18 protein-coding genes and 2 tRNA genes are annotated in these 18,162 nt (G+C 53.3%); 4 read left to right on the top strand and 16 right to left on the bottom strand.

The window, feature by feature from the left end; translation table 11 throughout:
- Positions 1–117 precede the first annotated feature (117 nt).
- Positions 118–1,239, bottom strand: a complete 1,122-nt coding sequence (locus tag ALIPUT_RS02595; RefSeq protein ID WP_004328095.1) for a hypothetical protein — start codon at positions 1,237–1,239, stop codon at positions 118–120.
- A 60-nt stretch (positions 1,240–1,299) separates the two neighbouring features.
- Positions 1,300–1,788: a hypothetical protein gene (locus ALIPUT_RS02590; RefSeq protein ID WP_004328094.1), complete on the bottom strand. Its 489-nt coding sequence runs from the start codon at positions 1,786–1,788 to the stop codon at positions 1,300–1,302.
- Positions 1,789–2,372: 584 nt separating this feature from the next.
- On the opposite strand from ALIPUT_RS02590, the gene ALIPUT_RS02580 reads away from it, so the two are divergent.
- Both ALIPUT_RS02580 and ALIPUT_RS02575 read left to right on the top strand, forming a co-directional pair.
- A complete protein-coding gene (locus tag ALIPUT_RS02580) occupies positions 2,373–3,212 on the top strand; it encodes a hypothetical protein (protein WP_004328092.1) in 840 nt (279 codons plus the stop codon).
- Positions 3,213–3,377: 165 nt separating this feature from the next.
- The gene (locus ALIPUT_RS02575; RefSeq protein WP_231290532.1) at positions 3,378–3,911 is read left to right on the top strand and encodes a hypothetical protein; all 534 of its coding nucleotides are present in this window, start codon (positions 3,378–3,380) and stop codon (positions 3,909–3,911) included.
- 63 nt (positions 3,912–3,974) lie between these two features.
- On the opposite strand, the gene ALIPUT_RS02570 is transcribed toward ALIPUT_RS02575, so the two are convergent.
- Together ALIPUT_RS02570 and ALIPUT_RS02565 are read right to left on the bottom strand one after the other, a co-directional pair.
- Positions 3,975–5,180 carry a site-specific integrase gene (locus tag ALIPUT_RS02570; protein WP_004328090.1) on the bottom strand — a complete coding sequence of 402 codons (1,206 nt, stop codon included), beginning with the start codon at positions 5,178–5,180 and terminating at the stop codon, positions 3,975–3,977.
- Between the two features lie 179 nt (positions 5,181–5,359).
- Positions 5,360–5,432 (bottom strand) — tRNA-Gly (locus ALIPUT_RS02565).
- A gap of 122 nt (positions 5,433–5,554) precedes the next feature.
- Here ALIPUT_RS02565 and ALIPUT_RS02560 point away from each other — a divergent pair.
- Positions 5,555–6,538 carry an acyl-CoA reductase gene (locus ALIPUT_RS02560; RefSeq protein ID WP_040293371.1) on the top strand — a complete coding sequence of 328 codons (984 nt, stop codon included), beginning with the start codon at positions 5,555–5,557 and terminating at the stop codon, positions 6,536–6,538.
- Positions 6,539–7,050: 512 nt separating this feature from the next.
- Positions 7,051–8,166 carry a DUF4595 domain-containing protein gene (locus ALIPUT_RS02555; protein WP_004328087.1) on the top strand — a complete coding sequence of 372 codons (1,116 nt, stop codon included), beginning with the start codon at positions 7,051–7,053 and terminating at the stop codon, positions 8,164–8,166.
- Positions 8,167–8,239: 73 nt separating this feature from the next.
- Here ALIPUT_RS02555 and ALIPUT_RS02550 read toward each other — a convergent pair whose 3' ends face one another.
- The 12 genes from ALIPUT_RS02550 to ALIPUT_RS02495 all read right to left on the bottom strand — a co-directional run bounded on the left by ALIPUT_RS02550 (position 8,240) and on the right by ALIPUT_RS02495 (position 18,083).
- Positions 8,240–9,013, bottom strand: coding sequence for a S1/P1 nuclease (locus ALIPUT_RS02550; protein ID WP_004328086.1), 774 nt, complete (start codon positions 9,011–9,013; stop codon positions 8,240–8,242).
- Between the two features lie 13 nt (positions 9,014–9,026).
- Positions 9,027–10,628: a transcription termination factor Rho gene (rho, locus tag ALIPUT_RS02545; RefSeq protein WP_004328085.1), complete on the bottom strand. Its 1,602-nt coding sequence runs from the start codon at positions 10,626–10,628 to the stop codon at positions 9,027–9,029.
- A gap of 352 nt (positions 10,629–10,980) precedes the next feature.
- Positions 10,981–11,066: transfer RNA gene (locus ALIPUT_RS02540), tRNA-Leu, on the bottom strand.
- A gap of 48 nt (positions 11,067–11,114) precedes the next feature.
- Positions 11,115–12,017: a tRNA (adenosine(37)-N6)-dimethylallyltransferase MiaA gene (gene miaA / locus ALIPUT_RS02535; protein ID WP_004328084.1), complete on the bottom strand. Its 903-nt coding sequence runs from the start codon at positions 12,015–12,017 to the stop codon at positions 11,115–11,117.
- Positions 12,010–12,516, bottom strand: coding sequence for an IS1096 element passenger TnpR family protein (locus ALIPUT_RS02530; protein ID WP_022459724.1), 507 nt, complete (start codon positions 12,514–12,516; stop codon positions 12,010–12,012). The genes miaA and ALIPUT_RS02530 overlap by 8 nt, the downstream gene beginning before the upstream one ends.
- Positions 12,517–12,624: 108 nt before the next feature.
- On the bottom strand, positions 12,625–13,437 hold the full coding sequence (gene thiD, locus ALIPUT_RS02525) for a bifunctional hydroxymethylpyrimidine kinase/phosphomethylpyrimidine kinase (protein ID WP_004328082.1): 813 nt from the start codon (positions 13,435–13,437) through the stop codon (positions 12,625–12,627).
- A 51-nt stretch (positions 13,438–13,488) separates the two neighbouring features.
- On the bottom strand, positions 13,489–14,139 hold the full coding sequence (locus ALIPUT_RS02520) for a TenA family protein (RefSeq protein WP_004328081.1): 651 nt from the start codon (positions 14,137–14,139) through the stop codon (positions 13,489–13,491).
- A 9-nt stretch (positions 14,140–14,148) separates the two neighbouring features.
- Positions 14,149–14,847, bottom strand: a complete 699-nt coding sequence (locus tag ALIPUT_RS02515) for a class I SAM-dependent DNA methyltransferase (RefSeq protein WP_004328080.1) — start codon at positions 14,845–14,847, stop codon at positions 14,149–14,151.
- A gap of 25 nt (positions 14,848–14,872) precedes the next feature.
- Complete coding sequence (locus ALIPUT_RS02510) at positions 14,873–15,568, bottom strand: HesA/MoeB/ThiF family protein (RefSeq protein WP_004328079.1); 696 nt, start codon at positions 15,566–15,568, stop codon at positions 14,873–14,875.
- 2 nt (positions 15,569–15,570) lie between these two features.
- A complete protein-coding gene (gene thiH / locus ALIPUT_RS02505) occupies positions 15,571–16,680 on the bottom strand; it encodes a 2-iminoacetate synthase ThiH (protein WP_004328078.1) in 1,110 nt (369 codons plus the stop codon).
- Positions 16,681–16,692: 12 nt separating this feature from the next.
- The gene (locus tag ALIPUT_RS02500) at positions 16,693–17,460 is read right to left on the bottom strand and encodes a thiazole synthase (RefSeq protein ID WP_004328077.1); all 768 of its coding nucleotides are present in this window, start codon (positions 17,458–17,460) and stop codon (positions 16,693–16,695) included.
- Positions 17,457–18,083 carry a thiamine phosphate synthase gene (locus tag ALIPUT_RS02495; RefSeq protein ID WP_004328076.1) on the bottom strand — a complete coding sequence of 209 codons (627 nt, stop codon included), beginning with the start codon at positions 18,081–18,083 and terminating at the stop codon, positions 17,457–17,459. Before ALIPUT_RS02495 ends, ALIPUT_RS02500 begins: the two co-directional genes overlap by 4 nt.
- Positions 18,084–18,162 lie beyond the last annotated feature (79 nt).

Below are 18,162 nucleotides of genomic sequence, written 5' to 3'. Positions count from 1 at the left end.
CCACCGCTTCGCGGGGCCGTGGCTCGCCCTCTATCTTCTCACGAATTTGTCCCTGATAATTGTCACACACGCGGTCGGTTTACCCTCTATTCGTGTCGGCGCATCCTTTATCTCGTATCATTGCGCAAGGTCTGTCGCTTTGGCTTTTCGTTGCAGACCCAGCGTGTCGTAAATCTCCTGCAAGCGTTCTTTGGCCTTGTTCTTGGCAATCGGCGTCTGTTTCTGAAATGCGTCGTTTATCATCTTCACGATTTTATAGTCGTCGCCGATTGAAAGCCCCTTTACCAACTCGCGGCGGATGTTGCCTACATGGTATTTCAACGCCTGCACTTTGGCCGTTCCCAACTCGTCGTAAGCCTGCTTCACCAGCGGATGCCGCTGTTCTATTACAGCGCATAGTTCGGCGGGGCTTTCTACCACGAAAAATTGCTCGGTCATTGTTTTCAGTCGGCAGTATTCGTCGAACAACTCCCGAAAAGTAGTCCGCGCTGTCGGGTTGGCCGCAAGGTGTTCCACGACTTTGCTGTATGTCTGCACCGTTACCTTGTAGCCGTTTCGTTGCAGTTCGTCGGTAAGGTTTACATAGGTTGCGTAAATATGTCGGCTGATTTTGAAATTCACGATGTCCATGTTGGCGAGGTTCTTTTCCACGACAAGGCGGTTATCGACTATCCGCACATATTGTTCGTTGATATAAGGAATCTTCGATAAGGTTTTAACCCGTGTGGCTTCACTCAGCGAGTTTATCTCGGCGGCATAGCTTTCGGCGTCTGCAAGCGTCCGCTGGGTAGCCGCGACGAATTCGTCGAGCGTTACGGCTTTGCTGTATTTGGTCGTGGAATAGACGTGCACGATTTGCGCCTTGTAACGGGAATCTCGGATGCGTCCGCATATCTGCGTAAAGAGCGTTGAAATATCCAACAGCGTGTGCGCCTTTCGTCCGTCGCTGACGATGAATGTAACACCGTCGGGGTCGAAGATGTCGCACCCCTCGAAGCAGGTCGAGGTGTAGAAGTTTACTTTCTTCGCAGGGTCGGAGGGCTGGCCGATGGGATAGGCATTGCCTAATTTGCGCTGGTTCTCCTGCCTACTCTCCCCGCTCGTGGAGCACACCACTTTGACGGCTTCGGGAGCGAGTTTGAGCGTGTCGATGACCTTTGCGATAAATTCCACGCTGTTGACGAAGATATGCAGGTTGTAGGGCAATTCGTCGCGCAGGACTTTGACGCACTCCGACACGATGTATTTGTCGGGTTTGTTGGTCTGCCGCGAACGTACCTTAACCTCCGTAAGGTCGGGTCAGTCGATTTCGCAGGTTGGCAGGTGGCGCAGTTCCTCCAACATGTATTCCCGTTCTATGGGTGTTGCCGTCATATAGGTTGCCTTGTCGAATTTAGCGGCTTCTGCAAGTAAATTCTTAATGGCATTATGTCGGAACGAATAGGAGTTGAACAGCACGTGCCACTCGTCCACCAGCAGGAACAGCTCTTTGTAGGGGTCTATGCCGATGCTCTGTAAAGCGGAAACGACGCGCGGCAGGGAGTCGTAAGTCGTGGCTATCTTTAAGGGGGAATGAGTACGGGCGAATTGCGTGATGTCCCCCTCGGTAATGTCTTCGTACACGCCCAACACCTCTATATCGTCGGTGCGGCAGACGGTCTTGTTCTTCACCAATGCCACGTAAGGCATAGCGATAAGGGTGGGAATGGAGTTGCGGATTGCCAATTCGGTAGCCCCGCACCCCGTCTTTTTCTTGTTAAAAAGACAATTCACGGGAATTTCGGTCATAAAGTCCCGAAGAAAGTTTGCACCTTTGGGTGCGTCGATGGTTCAGTTTTGCATAAGTAATTCGTTTTTAGTGAAATAAAATCTGTAATTATTTTTAATCCTGTATTGTTATTATTAAAGAGATAGTCCATTTCGGAATCAAAAAATATTACACTCGGAAACAAGAAAAAGAGGTGCTGAAAAACACCTCCCGATTATGGACGGACTCGACATTAGGACTACTCCTTTTTCGTATTATAAAGATAGCACCTTTTTTATTGGGAACAAAGGGCGGACAGCAATTAATCCGAACATTTTTATCTATGTCTTAGATGGCCTTATAGGGCTGTTTACGGGGTGGCGGAGTGTGTTCGACGGGGAAATTAATGTGCAAAATGTAGTATTAGCGGGTATTTTACATAGTCTGTTGTTCTAAAACACCTTTCGTGTCATGCAATTCAGTACTATTAGCGGTTCGGTACATAGTTCGGCTGTTCTGAAATTCCTTTCGAACACGTGTTTTAGGTGCTAATAGCGGTTTTGCATGGTAAATAAGTGCGATGTACACGTAAAAAGCCGTAAATTTGGGTGTAAAACGCTATTTTATGAATGAGAAAGAAGCCGATGCCATCCGTAAGAGTATGTATGAATCCTTACTGATGGATGAAAACGATAAGATTGTGCATTGGGATTTCGACCCGATGCGCCGTGAGTTGCGCGAGTATGTCGATATTGCCTGCGGATGTGATGAACAGACGTATGGAATCCGCACACCGCAGTTTGAATATCGCTACTGTACGGGGAAGATTAAGATGCCCTTTGCCAAGTCGGATTATCTGGCTAACGACGATATAATCGCTACGGTTATGGGATTGGGGCTGGATGTCGAGAAATTTTGGTTTGCGCTGGTCTTTATTTACGATTATGTCGAAACCTCGTTTAAGAACTGCGGCCTTGTGAAACCCGCGTCTTTGAATAAGGCGGTGCAAAATCTGTTCAAAGAGTTAGGCGAGGATTTCACGGACGATGATATTGAAATAACCCTTAAAAAGAACAGAAAGAAAGTCGAGGTTCTGCCCGTTATAAAGCGTGGGATTTTGGACTGGTTGCGGGAAACCTATGAACGGGAATGCAAAGGCAGGAAGATTCAGTATTACGGGATTGACACGGGTAATTTCGACGAAACCTATCCGAGTACGTCGTTTCGGATTTATCGGACTGTGGAGATGTATCGGGATATGCTGAACGCTTTATTGGGCGACAACCGCCCGAAGCAACCCGATAAAAGTGTTTCATTGAATCGGCTGTTGCTGATTTCGCGTATCTGTTACCTCTATGAATTTACCCGTAATGACAGTTATTTATATGGCGACGAAGCAATAAAAGGAATAATTAAGTCCTACAAAAGGCGTACGCCTGCAACTTATTCCGCTGTTTATCTGTAATTTGCAGAGGGAGAGTAAAAACGCCCTTTATTTCACTCCCCGTGTTTGGGGTGCGAAAAGTCAAATCTTTGTAGTGTCGAAAGGGATAAACCCGACGACCTGCAAACGCTTGGGCAAGGGATGCAGCATAATTTAAGCCCCTCTGTAAAAGGAGTATTTAAGATTATGAACACTATTATTGGAAAAAACAACGTAAACGAGCAGACCACGGCAAACGCCGCAACCGCTACGCCTGCTCCCGTTGCCGAACAGAAAGAACAGCAGACTGCGCAGACCTCGCGCCGCCGCCGTTCGACTACGCCCCCGATGTGGCGGGTAATGACGCAGGCGCGGCCCGTTTTCGATGTCCAACTGAAAAAGGATAACGAAATAAAATTGGCCTGCATCAACAAATTTATGAATGCGGCTTACTCGGATGCGAACAAGTTTTGGGCTGATTTCATGGAGCAGGTAAATATCCTGCTTGACAGCCGCAGGTATTGCCGCGAGTGCGAAATCTTGGGCTTGAAGCCTGAATATGTAGCGGAACATATTGTGTTCCTCGGTAGTGCCACGATGAAAAAGGTGCTGAAAGACGGTGTATCCCGCACATTAGGGGCTGATGTGCAACTTTACGGGAAACGCTTCTCGCCCGAAGATGCGGACAGATTTCTGTCGGAAGATATAAAGCGTCTTCCCGAACACGCGACTGTTGCCTAATTTCAGCCTGCTGTCGTTGAAAAAAAGGACACTCCGTATATTCGTCGGAGTGCCCTTTTTCGTTCACAACAAGTTCTGCATTGCCGCGTCGATTTGGCTATTCTCGAAAGAATCCAAATAGATTTGGGTAGTCGATAAATCGGAATGGCCGAGCGATTCGGAAATGATGGCAATATTCACTCCCGACCGCTTCAAGACCGTTGCGAACGTGTGCCGAGCGACATAGGTAGTCAGTTCGATTTTCAGCCCCAATAATCGGCTCCACTCGTGCAGGGCCTTGTTCACGTGTTTCAGCACCTTGCGCACTCGGTCGTAAATCTGTTGCTCGGTCTTGTGTATGCGGCGGTCGAGTATCGGGAAAATATAATCATCGTCCGCATGGTCGGATTTGGCGTATTTGCCGATAATCGCTTTCGACTGTTCCGAGAGGTGGCAGGTCATCTCCTTGCTGGTTTTGTGGCGGGCATAGTAGATTCTTTCCTCGTCCATATCGCAGTAACGCAGGGTGGCGATGTCCTTAAAATTGATGCCTGCCGAGAGGTAGGAAAACAGGAAAATGTCCCGTGCGAAATCCAAATAGGCTGAACCGTCGGCGGGTATCTCCGCCTGCATCAGCCGTTGCACATCCTCCTTGCGGATAGCACGTTTGCGGGTGGCTGTCCACAACCGTCCGATTTTGAATTGCAGAAACGGACTGTGCGGCGTGGTGAAAATCCCCTCGGCAAGAGCCTTATTATAGACGGCTTTCAGAACGCTGAATTTCGTGGCTATCGAATTGCTTTTGTTCCCCTTTTTCATTAGGAACAGTTCGAAATCACGCAGGTAGCCGACCGTAATTTCGTCGAAACGGATGTTGGTCGAGCGGAATTGTTGCAGGAGTGAAAACGTGACCTTGTGTTTTGATGTCGAGCCGATTTTACCGACTGATTCCAACTGTGCAATCGTGCGACGGAAATATTCGGCTATCGTGCAATAGACCCTCCGTCCGTCGGTTTCCAGCACGTTGTCCAGCGTTACGGGGACCTCCAACGCTTCAAGCCGTTTGATGCGCTTGTCGTATTTCTCGATTTGCTCGTAAATCCGTAGCTGAACGGCAGGATTCTGCGTTTTAAGCGTTTGGGTGTCGAAATCCCAATCGTCGGCAGGGATATTGATTCCCGTACTTACATAGCGGCTGCGGCGATTGACGGTAAAACGCAGGTAGATGTTCGTGGTGCGGTTTTGATTGATGCGGTCTTTTCTGCAAATGGCATTGATGCTGACACTCATAATGTTGCGGCATTATGCAGACAGACGCGGGTGGTGTTTTACCGCCGTAAAACATGGTTAAACAAATGGTAAAACATTCTTCGGAAAACGGCGCGAAAAAGGCATTATGGAGAGTTTTATTTCGCACCCGCAAAAAGAAAAACGAGCGATAATTCATTGATTATCACTCGTTTATTAAGAGCGGAAAACGAGACTCGAACTCGCGACCCCAACCTTGGCAAGGTTGTGCTCTACCAACTGAGCTATTTCCGCAAATGCGGGAGCAAAGGTAACGAAAAAATTCGATAAACCAAATTTCTGCCTCTCTTTGTCAAGGCTGCAGTATGATTCAGGCAAACTTGTTTTTGCTCGCGACTTATACTATCTTTGTATCGATGAAAACTCCCGTAGATATATGGGTGGAATTGGATGCACGCCTCTCTTCGTTCGGACAGGATGCTGCGAGCCGCGAGGTGATCGTCCGGGCCTGCCAGAAGAACGATTGGTTCGAGCCGGAAGAGATTGTCGATGCCGTGCGGTCGATCCGCGAGGAGTTCCTATCGCGCGATAAGATCGAGCATTGGCTGGCGTGCTACGAGCGCCCCGCTACCCTGCCGTCCCGCACCGTTCTGGTCGTCATGGCCGGCAATATTCCGCTGGTCGGCTTTTTCGATTTGTTGTGTGTCGTTACGGCCGGACATCGCTGCCTGGTGAAAATGTCGAGCAAAGATGCGGTGTTGATGAGTTTCGTCATCGACCAACTGAAAAAGATTGAGCCGGATATCCCGGTGGCAGTGTATGACGGGACCACACCTTTCGATGCCGTGATCGCCACCGGCAGCGATAATGCCAACCGGTATTTTCGCAGCCTGTATGCCGGGGTCAAAACTCTTTTGCGCGGTAATCGCCATTCGGTCGCGGTCTTGAACGGGCGGGAAACGTCCGGGCAACTGGAGGCTTTGTCCGACGATATCTTCTCCTATTCGGGCCTGGGATGTCGGAACGTTTCTCTGATTTTCGTACCTCGAGGTATTTCTCTTCGTTTTGCTTCTCGACGAATGAACCCCAAATACTTGAATAATTATCGTCAGCGCAAGGCCCTGCGTGAAATGTGTGGCGATCCGTTTTTTGATTTGGGATTCGCGCTGTTGATCCGCCAGTCGGAATTTCCGCAGGCTTTGAGTGAGGTGTCCGTGGTCGAATACGACGATCTCTCCCAGGTCGCAGCTTGGCTTCGGGAACACGATGCGGAGTTGCAGTGCGTGGTTTCCGACTGTATCGACCACAGCCGTCGGGTTCCTTTCGGCCGATCACAGCAGCCTACACTTTCGGACTATCCGGATGCGGTCGATGTGATGGAGTTTCTGTACGACCTGTGACCTGCCGTGACGGGGAGCGTTTCCCTTTTTTCAGAAAGTGCGGTTTTTGCGGAACCGATTAAAAGATAAAAACATCTTGCGTACCGAGTTGCCGCAGGTACGGTTTTTTCGTATCATTCATTTGCCGAGGAACTGACGAAGTAGTTGTCTGTATTTTTAAGACACAAATAATCTGTAAATTTGTCTGCGGCAACAATCCCTAAATTCAGGCGGTGAACACTTCTTTTTCAGGAAAAATCGGTATCTTTGTCCCGTCCGTTTCGGCGGACAGACATATATTTGCTTGAACATGAGAAGTGTTTGAGTTTGTTCTCGTTGATGAATCTGGTAAATTTTTCGAGCAGAGAACAAGCCGAAGCCCTTGCTCTGTGCATTCGTGTACAGTGTGGGATTGTTGCTTGTTTTTATGCTCACGGTTTACCAGAACCTATCAACTAAAAACAAAGTCACGATACCCACACTTCTTTAGTGTTTGTCTTCTTCGGGGTATCGGGAAGAATCAATATTGTATTATGAGAAAGTTTTTGTTTTTCGTCATGGCTGCGGTGTTGTTCTGCGGTTGTGACAAGGAAGAGGGCGGTGATAATCTCCCGTGCCCCGTAACTGAAGTGAGCGTACCCGCATCGAGCGAGGAAAATCCTGTATCACCCGGCTCGTCTGTAACGATTCAGGGACAGGGATTTACCGCAAACAGTGAAATCTGGCTACGGGCCATAACCCGTGCCGCCGATGTACAGGCGGAAGTAACCGACGTAACGGCTACGACCGTGACCTTCACGGCCCCTGATGTGTCGGGCGAGCAGAACATCTTGTTGAAGCAAGACGGCGGCGAATGGATACTGGGTGTTCTTCACTTTCCCGAAGTGCCGAATACTCCCGGCGGGGACGAAGAGGAACCGGCGATTCTGCCGACCCGAATTTCGCATGTTCGCGTTACGTGGGAGGAGGATATGACCTTTGTATTACGCTATACTTACGATGCCGAAGGACGTATCGTAACCATTACGGAAACGGACCAGCAATATAATTTCGAAGGAGCTCCTGACGAATCTTTCGAGGATGAAGTAACGACCATAGAATATGCGCCGGATCGGATCGTCGTAACAGAACCGGAAGGAGCGCAGTCAATATATGCATTAGCAGACGGGCGAACTACCGCCATTACCAGCATACCCGGCGGAGGCGTCTATCTTTCCGACTACACATTCTCTTACGATGAAAATGGATATATCGCTGAAAGTACATGGGTTGAAAATCCCGGTGGCGAATATAGTGCCGAGTCGGTCTATACCGTTATCGACGGCAGTCTTGTTCGAGTGCAAGAAAAAGAAAGCTCTCAAGAGTGGTATGGTGGGAATGCCATCTACGAAAATGACCCGGTACAGCTCAACAATCTGAATATAGACCTGTTCGGTATGAGCGATTTCATAGACGAGACTGATCTCGATCGGATTTATCTGTTCGGCGCAGGTGGAAACCGATTCAAAACCCTGCCGGTCAAGATAGACTATGGAGAAGACGGGGTTACGACTTACCGTTACGAAATGGATGGCGAGTATATTTCCCGGATCGATAAATTTCAAGAAAATGAATTAACAAGTATATTGGAAATTTTTTATGAAGAGTAAATTTCGCTCAACCAAAAAGCCGTCGCTCGAATAGCGACGGCTTTTTTGCGATTTCCTTTTACGGAAAAGAGCGCTATCCGTATATCTCGTTCAGCAGACCTGCCAGGCGGTGTCCTCCACGCAGCAACTGCCGCTCGATTACCGGGGCATACTTAGCGATGTAGTCGTAGGAAAGATCGCTGCCTTCGGGTGTTGCAACGTATATCTCCCGACAGATCGCATTGCTCTCCTCGAACCAGTCGAGCGGTGTGCCGGATTGAATCCGGGCAACCTCTTCTTCTGTCAGGCGGTCGAGTTGGTTCTGCCACTCCGTATAGCTCCACTTGTGGGCCGCTTCGGGCAGGGAGCTGTCCCAAACTGCATGGAGATTGCTCTCCCGGCCGAAGAACCGTACGGGAACGGAGTTGCCGCCCCGATCGCTCAAATGTCCCGTGTGCATCGGCTGGTGCAGGTCGCCGACCAGATGTACCAGCATTTTCAGGTAGAGTTGCTCCTGGGCCGGGTCGAGCTGACCGCCCTTGAGTTCCGCCACGATCCGGTCGATGGCCTCGACGATGTCCCCGTCCGGATTCTTCGTCATGGTCTCGTAAGTGAAACCTTCATCGACATTGGCATAATGCCAGGTCGCGGTGTAGGCATACTCCGGCGTGTGGCTTGCCGAGTCGAGCCAGTTGGCCCAATATACCATCGAGGCTCCGCCGAGGATCTTGTCGATTTTCTCTGCGGCCTCGGGCGTGAGGTTGCATTCGGCGATGTAGGCGACCACGTCGTGCCCTTTTGGTCCCCAAGCCTGTGCCCTGGTCGTTCCCAGCAGGCATAAGAGCGAGATGAATAGCGTCCGAAGCATAGTTTTATAGGATTTAATGGTTCATCGTGGCGAGAAACTCCTCGTTGTTGTCCGTGAGGTTCATCTGTTTTTGCAGGAACTCCATCGCTTCCACCGGGGTCATGTCCGAGAGATACTTGCGCAGAATCCACGTGCGGTTCATCACTTCGCGCGACAGCAGCAGGTCTTCGCGGCGGGTACCCGACGCGATTACATCGACGGCCGGATATATGCGCTTGTTGGCCAGCTTGCGGTCGAGCTGAAGCTCCATGTTACCCGTGCCTTTGAACTCTTCGAAGATCACCTCGTCCATCTTCGAACCGGTGTCGATCAGGGCTGTGGCGATGATTGTCAGCGAGCCTTTCTCTTCCGTGTTGCGGGCCGCGCCGAAGAAACGCTTCGGTTTGTGCAGCGCGTTGGCATCCACACCGCCCGAGAGCACCTTGCCCGAAGCGGGCTGCACCGAGTTGTAGGCGCGTGCCAGGCGAGTGATCGAATCGAGGAATATCACCACGTCGTGTCCGCATTCGACCATGCGCTTGGCTTTTTCGAGCACCATTTCGGCTACCTTGACGTGACGCGAAGCCTGTTCGTCGAAGGTCGAAGCCACGACTTCGGCCTTTACGTTGCGTGCCATTTCGGTTACCTCCTCCGGACGCTCGTCGATCAGCAGTACGATCATATAGACTTCCGGATGATTGTCGGCGATGGCGTTGGCGATCGACTGCATGAGCACCGTTTTACCGGTCTTGGGCTGGGCGACGATCAGCGCACGCTGCCCCTTGCCGATCGGCGAGAAGAGATCCACGATGCGGCACGAGAGGTTGTTGTGGCCGTTGCCCGTGAGACAGAATTTTTCGCTCGGGAAAAGCGGGGTCATGAATTCGAACTGTACGCGGTCGCGGATGTACTCCGGTTCCAGTCCGTTGATGTCCGTCACGCGCACCAGCGGGAAATACTTCTCGCCCTCTTTGGGCGGGCGGATCGTGCCGGTCACCGTGTCGCCCGCCTTCAGTCCGAAGAGCTTGATCTGTGAAGGAGAAACGTAGATGTCGTCCGGGGAGTTCAAGTAGTTGTAGTCTGCCGAGCGCAGGAACCCGTAGCCGTCCGGCATTACCTCCAGAACACCTTCACCGGCGATTTCTCCCGCAAAATCGTCTTTGGTAATGACCTCCTCTGCCGGACGTGTTGCGGGAAGCGGCGGTTGTTCTTCGTGTATTTCCCGGACGGGTTCTTCTTCCCGGGGGATTTTTATTAGCTCTGTTTGGGGTATATCGGTGGCTGCCACCGAAAGGGCGGCCTGCACCTTACGGGGGGGCCTGCCGCGTCGTTTACCGCTCTCTTTTGTCGCTGCGGGAGTCGGTGTCGTCGTGGTCTGTGCGGCGGGTTGCTCCCGTATTTCGACGGAGGCCTGAGCGGATTCCGTCTTGGCAATACGCGGCCGACGGGTTTTCTTGGGAGCTTCGGCGGGGCTTTGTTGCGTTTCGGTATCCGCAACGCCTCCGTCCTGCGTGAAATTCAGAATTTTTTCGATAAGGTCCTTTTTTTTCATCATAAGGTGAGGGATTCCCAGTGCCTTACCTATTTCACGCAATTCAGCCAGACTCTTGCCTTCAAGTGCTTTAAGGTCTTGCATATTTGTCCGAATAAAATGTTGGATATATTAAGTGGGTGATGAAACCGATCGGATGATCGGTTGTCGGATTGTGTGGCAAAGATAGCTAAATATTTTTAATTGCAAATTTCTTGCTTCTAAATAAATATGGCAAGGGCTAAAATCTATTTCCCGGTAGATATAGGTTGGTAGTATATCGCTTTTCCTTATTAAAAGTTAAAACAAGGTTGTTGTTGTCCGAAAATTTATCGTACGGTCGGCAATCGTTTGAAAGTTGAAACCCGGTCGAAAACGTATCGCTCTCTGTATGACGTCAGATTGTGGTCTGTGAAAATAAAACCGACCGCTAATCTTGCGATTAGCGGTCGGTCCGTACTCGGAGCGGGAATCGAACCCGCACGGCCATTGCTGGCCACAGGATTTTAAGTCCGGCGTGTCTACCTATTCCACCATCCGAGCAGCCGTCTTCGGAAAAAGACGGGACAAAAGTAACAAAAATTTACTGATTTACAACGTCCCGTCGATATATGCTATGATTTTATCAGTGTCGCCGGGTGGGGTCCAGAAGATTTCCGGGTCGCGGCGGAACCAGGTGAGCTGCCGTTTGGCGTAGCGGCGCGTGTTTCGTTTGATAAGCTCCACTGCCTCGTCGCGGCTGCATCGTCCGTCGAAGTAGGCGAACAACTCCTTATACCCTACCGTTTGCAGGGCGTTCAGGTGTTTGTAGGGATAGAGCCGACGGGCTTCGACCTCCAGTCCTTCTGCCAGCATTTCGTCCACGCGGCGATCGATTCGCCCGTAGAGTTCGGCACGGGGAACGTCGGTTCCGATTTTAAGGATTCGGAAGTTCCGTTCGCGTCGGGGCTTTGTCCGCTGTTCCGAATAGGGACGTCCGGTTTGCAGACATACCTCCAATGCCCGCACGACACGTGCAGGATTGCTCCGATCGACCTGCGCATAATAAACCGGATCGAGCCGCTTCAACTCTTCGCCCAGCGATTCGAGGCCTTCATTCGCAAGTCGCTGTCGGAGTGTTCTCCGCAATTCCGGGTCGGCTTCCGGCAGGTCGTCCATCCCCTCGCAAAGAGCCTTCACATACAATCCCGATCCTCCGACCGCGATTACCGTATCGTGCCGTACGAACAGTTGCCGAAGCAGTTCGAGCGCCTGCACTTCGTATTGCCCACAGTTGAAGTCCTGCTGTATGTCGAGTGTGGCAATAAAATGGTGTTCAATGGCTTTTAATTGTTCATTCGTGGGCTGTGCTGTACCGATCGGCATTCCCCTATACACTTGCCGGGAATCGGTCGAAAGGATCGGCGCCCGGTAATGCTTTGCCAGGCGAATGCTCAGATCCGTTTTACCCGACCCCGTTGCGCCGACCAAAACGACGAGCCGCTTGTCAGTCATCGTCGCTGTAATTGTCGTCGCCTTCGAACGAACTGAAGTCGCCCATCATCTCCTCGAAAATAGAGCCTTCCGACTCATTGGCGTCGGGATCGAACTGATCGGGAGCCGGGGCGTGCTCGAAAGCTACGCGCGGATATTCCATCCCTTGCTCCGGCTTTTTGGCTTCGGTCAGTTCGAGGTAGTACGCCCGGTCGCCCATGAGGTCGAACTGGTAGATCAGCCGGTCGCGATTGTTGTGAATCAACTGACCGAGCGTTATGTCCGCCATCGGCAGAGGAGCGTCCTCTGAATTATCTCCCATGTCCATCAGCGTGAATTCGCGCAACCGGTTCCACTGCTTGTCGGCCGTGAAGAACGAAGACATCCCCTCTTCATAGCCAAGCGAACGCGTGATGAACTCATGAAACCCGAGCAGCGTCATATCGTACGGCACCTCGTAGTCGCGGACGAAATGGTCGTTTTCATCGCTCAACATTCGGAATTTGAAAACCATTGACATATCTCTTCGTGTTTTGTACATTGTTTGAATAAGCAAAAATAGGGATATTTTCATAAAATATCCCCACTTCGCACAATATTTCCGCCGTTTCGGTGTACTGCCCCGCTCTTATTCCCAGAAGTTGAAGAAATGGTGCACAGGGCCGTGACCCTTGCCGATTTCGTATTCGGCTCCGGCGATGATTGCGGCATTGATGTACTCCTTGGCGCAGACGACCGCTTCGTCCAGAGGCAATCCATGGGCGAGAAAAGCTGCTACGGCCGAGGAGAGCGTGCAGCCCGTACCGTGCGTGTTAGGCGTGTCGAGCCGCATGGAGCGCAGAGGGGTCGCTTTGTCGGTTTCGGCGTTGTAGAATACGTCGATAAGCTCGGTATCGTGCAGGTGTCCGGCTTTGAGCAACACGGAAACTTTGCGTCCGAAGGAGAGTTCGCGTGCTACCTGCGGCAGCTCCTCCTGTCCGGCGATCTTGCGTCCGAGCAGAATCTCCGCTTCGGGGATATTCGGAGTGATGACCCGCACAAACGGTACCAGCTCTTCTTGGAGCGTGGCGATCGCTTCTTCCTGCAGGAGCCGATCGCCGGAGGTGGCGACCATCACCGGATCGAGGACGATGTTGCGGATGTCGTAAGCGGCCAAAGTTTCCCGCACGGCCCGGATAAGTTCCGATGAGTGCAGCATACCGATCTTAACGGCGTCGGCGCCGATGTCATCCAGCACCGACCGGATTTGGCCGGTGACGAAATCCACAGGCACCGGGTGTACGCCCGTGACGCCTACCGTATTTTCATCCACGACGGCTACGATGGCCGACATCCCGTAACAACCGCAGGCCGAGAAGGTTTTCAGGTCGGCCTGAATGCCTGCTCCGCCGCTCGGATCGCTTCCGGCGATCGTCAGGACCCGCTTATAGTGTTTTTTCATAATTGATTTTGTTAATCAGATTATTGGCACATTTACTTGAATGAACGCTTTTTATATTTTCCAACTTTCCAGATACCAGGCGCTGTCCCAGAACAGCCACTCCATCTTGGTACAGCGCAGGAAGATGTCGGTCATCCGGCGCCGGGTTTCCGGCCCGGTTTTTTCGGCCAGTGCGTCGCAGATTCCGATAGCCTGCGAAGTCGCTTCGGTGAAGGAGGGATCGGCGTAGGTCTCGATCCACTGTGCATAGGGATTCCCACTTCCCTGCTGCCGGGCGATGATCTGCCGCCCGACCTGCTGATAGACCCAGAAGCAGGGAAGCACGGCAGCGGCTTCCACTTCGACCGGGGCTGTGGCCTGGGCTTGCAGTACCGAGGTGTAGAGCAGGCATGTCGGGCTGATCTCTTCGGGAGCCGGTACGTCGCCTTTCAGAAAGGAGCCGTGCAGCGCCTCCTCGACCTCTATGCCGTCCGAAGCGAAGCGGATGAAAGCCGCGATGTGCTCCTTCTCGGTAAGACGGGAAGCGATGTGGGTCAATACCCTGGAGTAATGCGCCAGATACAGCGAATCCTGCCACAGGTAGAACAGGAACTTGTCGGCGGCCAACGTACCCCGGGCAAGCTCTTCGACGAACGGATGTTCGATGATTTTCAGGTAGGTAGGCCGAGCAACATCCCAGGCCTCTTCGCTCCATTTTTTCATAATGTCGGTTTATTTGCAGGCGGTAACGGCTACGTAATCTCCCTTTTCGTACCCTTCCGACGGCTGCTCTTCCTGCCGGTTCGAGTAGAGCGGGTGCGTGGTGAGGGTCTGGGCGAAGCGGAGATCCCGGAATCCGGCTTTTTCGAGCAGCTCGATCTTCTCGGCCGTCGTGCGCCAGTTGGCGACCCGGACGAATTCGATCGGATAGGGATTCTCGGGATAGGTCCCTGCGAGCAGCGGATGATCCCACGTGCCGAGGGCTTTGGCCAGGTTGTACAGCACACCGTAGGTGCTCTCTTTCGGAACGTCGATCAGGATGATCCGGCCGCCTTCGGGCAGGGCGTCGTAGGCTTTGCGGACGACGCTTTCCAGATCGGTGATGTAGCTGGGGGTACCGTTGAAGAGAATCGTATCGTAGTCGCCGCAGCCGAAATCGGCTTCTTCGGCGGTCGAGATCGTCACCTTCATCCCCCGCTTGCGGGCGATTTCGGCCATTCCTTCCGACGGTTCGATGCCGTCGGTGATCGTGATACCGTACTCTTTGGCCAGAATCGTTTCGAAGAGTCCGCTGCCGCAACCGACCGAGAGCGTCCGCCCCGGATTTTTCAGCACGTGGGCCACCAGATTGATTTCCGAGTAGAGTACGTTGCGGTTTTCGAGGAACCAGGCGTCGTAAGCCGGAGCATATTCGTCAAATCCTTTTCCCATAGGTTCTTTTTGTGTTTTTTGCAGGTTAATAATCTATGATTTGGGTTTGCAGGGTACGCAGGTCGATTGTGAACAGTCGCCCGTCGAGCGGCTCGCCGAAGCCGCAGAGGTATTTGATCGCCTCGGAAGCTTGCAGCGTTCCGATGACGCCCGGCACTGTGCCGAGTACGCCCTGCGTGATCCGGGGACGGGCGCAAAGTGCCTTCCGGTCGGGATAGAGATCGCGGTAACGACGGCCTTTCCGGCCGTTGAAAACGGTCACCTGACCGTAAAACTCCCCGATCGAGCCGTGCACCCAGGGTTTTCGGCAGGCGGCACATAGGTCGTCGAGCAGGTAACGGGTCGGAAAGTTGTCGCAGCAGTCGAGTATCAGGTCGTAACCGTCCAGAATAGGCCGTGCGTTTTCCGGGGTAATTCCTTCCGGCCGGCATTCGAACGCGGTGTGGGACGAGAGCGCCGCGAGCCGCTCCCGGGCCGCAGCGCTCTTGGGCATTCCGATCTGTCGTTCGGTGTAGAGTACCTGCCGTTGGAGGTTGCTCTTGCTCACCGTATCCGCATCGGCCAGTCCGATGCGTCCCACGCCAGCTCCCGTCAGGTAGAGGGCTGCGGCCGAGCCGAGCCCGCCGATGCCGACGATCAGCACCGAAGCCTCTGACAACCTGCGCTGCCCCTGCTCCCCTATTTCCGGCAGCATCGTCTGCCGTGCGTAACGTTCCTCCATCGTCAGTCGAAGATTTTGTCCCAGTCTTTCCAGACGACTTCGTACCCTTCGCGGCGGATGTCGGCTTCGACCTGGGCCGGTGTGCGTTCGTCGCTGACGGAGAACTGTTCGAGGGACTGGGGATAGGTATGGTAGCCGCCCGGATCGGTTTTCGATCCGGCGCTCATCGATGTCGCTCCGAGCGTGGCGATGTGGTTGCGGAACGAGGGTTTTTCACGGGTCGAGAAGGAGATGTCCACGTCGTGATCGAAGATGCGGAAGGCGAAAGTGAGTTGGGCCAGCTCCCGGTCGGTCATCACCACATTCGGCTGAAAATGCCCTTCCGACGGACACATGCGCGGGAAATTGACGCTGTAGCGCGTTTTCCAGTAGTGCTTGCGCAGGTATTGCAGATGCAGGGCCATCATCGTCACGTCTGTGCGCCACTCTTCGAGGCCGATCAGTACGCCCATGCCGATCTTGTGCACCCCGGCCTGCCCCATGCGGTCGAAGCCGTTCACGCGCCATTCGAATTTGGATTTCATCCCCGCCGGGTGGTAGATGTTGTAGTTGGCGCGGTTGTAGGTCTCCTGAAAGCAGACCACCCCGTTGAGTCCGGATTGGGTCAGGCGGTAGTAATCCTCGCTCGCCAACGGCATTACCTCGATGGTGAGGTTGTTGAAATAGGGACGGCAGACCTTGAGCGCCTGTTCGATGTAATCCACGCCCGCTGCCCGGGGATTTTCTCCCGTTACGAGCAGCAGGTTTTCGAACGGTCCGAGTGCCCGGATCGCCTTGCACTCGTCTTCGATCTGTTCCATCGTGAGGATCACGCGGTCGAATTTGTTATGATGGTTGAATCCGCAGTAGATGCAGGAGTTCGTGCACGAGTTGGTGATATACATCGGAATATACATCGAAATAGTCTTGCCGAACCGCTCCTGTGTGTATCGGCGGCTCAGCCGGGCCATCGGTTCCAGGTAGGCGGCCGCTGCAGGTGAGATGAGCGCCATGAAGTCGTCGAGGGTCAGGTGTTCCTTGCCGAGCGCCGTCTCTACGTCTGCCGGTCGTTTGTGCTGAATTTGCCGGGTCGTCTCCTCCCAGTCGTATTTGGCTAATTCTTCTGAAAACATAGCGCGGCGGAATTAGTCGAGAAATGCGGTGAGAGGGCTCGACGCTTCGGCGCACTGTGCCTGTGCTCCGAGTCCGGCTTCGTAGGCTTCGCGCCCGGCAACGACGGCCTGGGCGAAGGCGCGGGCCATGCGCACGGGATCGCCTGCGACGGCGATGGCCGTATTCACGAGTACGGCGTCGGCACCCATCTCCATCGCCGCCGCCGCATGGGACGGGGCGCCTAATCCTGCGTCCACGATGACCGGGACGTTGCTCTGTTCGATGATGATGGCCAGCAGGTCGCGCGTAACCAGTCCCTTGTTGGTGCCGATCGGTGCCGCCAGCGGCATTACGGTCGCGGCGCCCGCCTCTTCGAGTCGCTTGCAAAGCACCGGATCGGCCTGAATGTACGGCAGTACCACGAAGCCCATTTTAGCCAACTGTTCGGTTGCCTTGAGCGTTTCGACCGGATCGGGCAGCAGGTATTTGGGATCGGGATGGATCTCCAGCTTGATGAAGTTCGTGCCGAAGGCTTCGCGGGCGAGCTGTGCCGCGAGCACGGCTTCCTCAGCGTCGCGTACACCCGACGTATTGGGCAGCAGTTGAATCTCCGGACGGCGTACATGCACGAGCATGTCGTCCTGCGGGTTATTCATGTCGATGCGCTTCATTGCTACGGTGACCATCTCCGATTCCGAAGCGGCGATTGCGCGGGCCATCAGTTCGTTGGAGCTGAATTTTCCCGTTCCTACGAACAGGCGCGAACGGAACGTCCGTCCGCCGATAACTAATTCACTCATTGTTTAGTTCGGTTTATTATATTAATTATTCGTTGAGTTTCTTCGAGGGTGTTTTCCGCTTGCAGCAGTGCGCCCGAGAGCGCTATTCCGGTCACTCCCGTTGCGAGAATATTTTCCACGTCGGCTGCCGTGATGCCCCCGATAGCGACGACGGGCAGCGCGATGCCGGCATTGCGGCAGCACTCCATAATCGTGCGGTAGCCTTCGAGTCCGAGTACGGGACTCAGGTTGCGTTTGGTCTGCGTGAAACGGAACGGTCCGAGGCCGATGTAGTCGGCGCCCTGCCCTGCCCCCCGTTCGATGTCTTCGAAGGTGTTGGCCGTCGCTCCGATCAGGTATTCCGGCCCCAGCAGGCGGCGGGCTTCCGCTACGGGCATGTCGAGCTTGCCCAGATGCACGCCGTCGGCATTCAGTTCGCGGACGAGTTCCACGTGATCGTCGAGGATGAATTTCGCACCGTACTCCCGGCACAGCTTTTCGATTTCACGTCCGATGCGCAGCACCTCTTCCGCCGGAGTGTCTTTCATGCGGAGCTGCACCCAGCGGCAGCCTCCTTCGAGTACGGCCCGGGTGCCGGCGATCTCGTCGTAACGGTCGGTATGGTGGGTAATGAACTGTAACATATTTTTAGTAGTTGTATATTTATTTAATGTACCGTTGTCTGACGTTTGTCGCGTCGAACCGGCGATCGATTATCGCGGC

This window comes from Alistipes putredinis DSM 17216 (genome assembly GCF_000154465.1).
In the GTDB taxonomy this organism is placed as follows: domain Bacteria; phylum Bacteroidota; class Bacteroidia; order Bacteroidales; family Rikenellaceae; genus Alistipes; species Alistipes putredinis.
The sequence above is the reverse complement of the archived record's forward strand: the minus strand, read 5'-3'. Positions and strand labels throughout refer to the sequence as shown.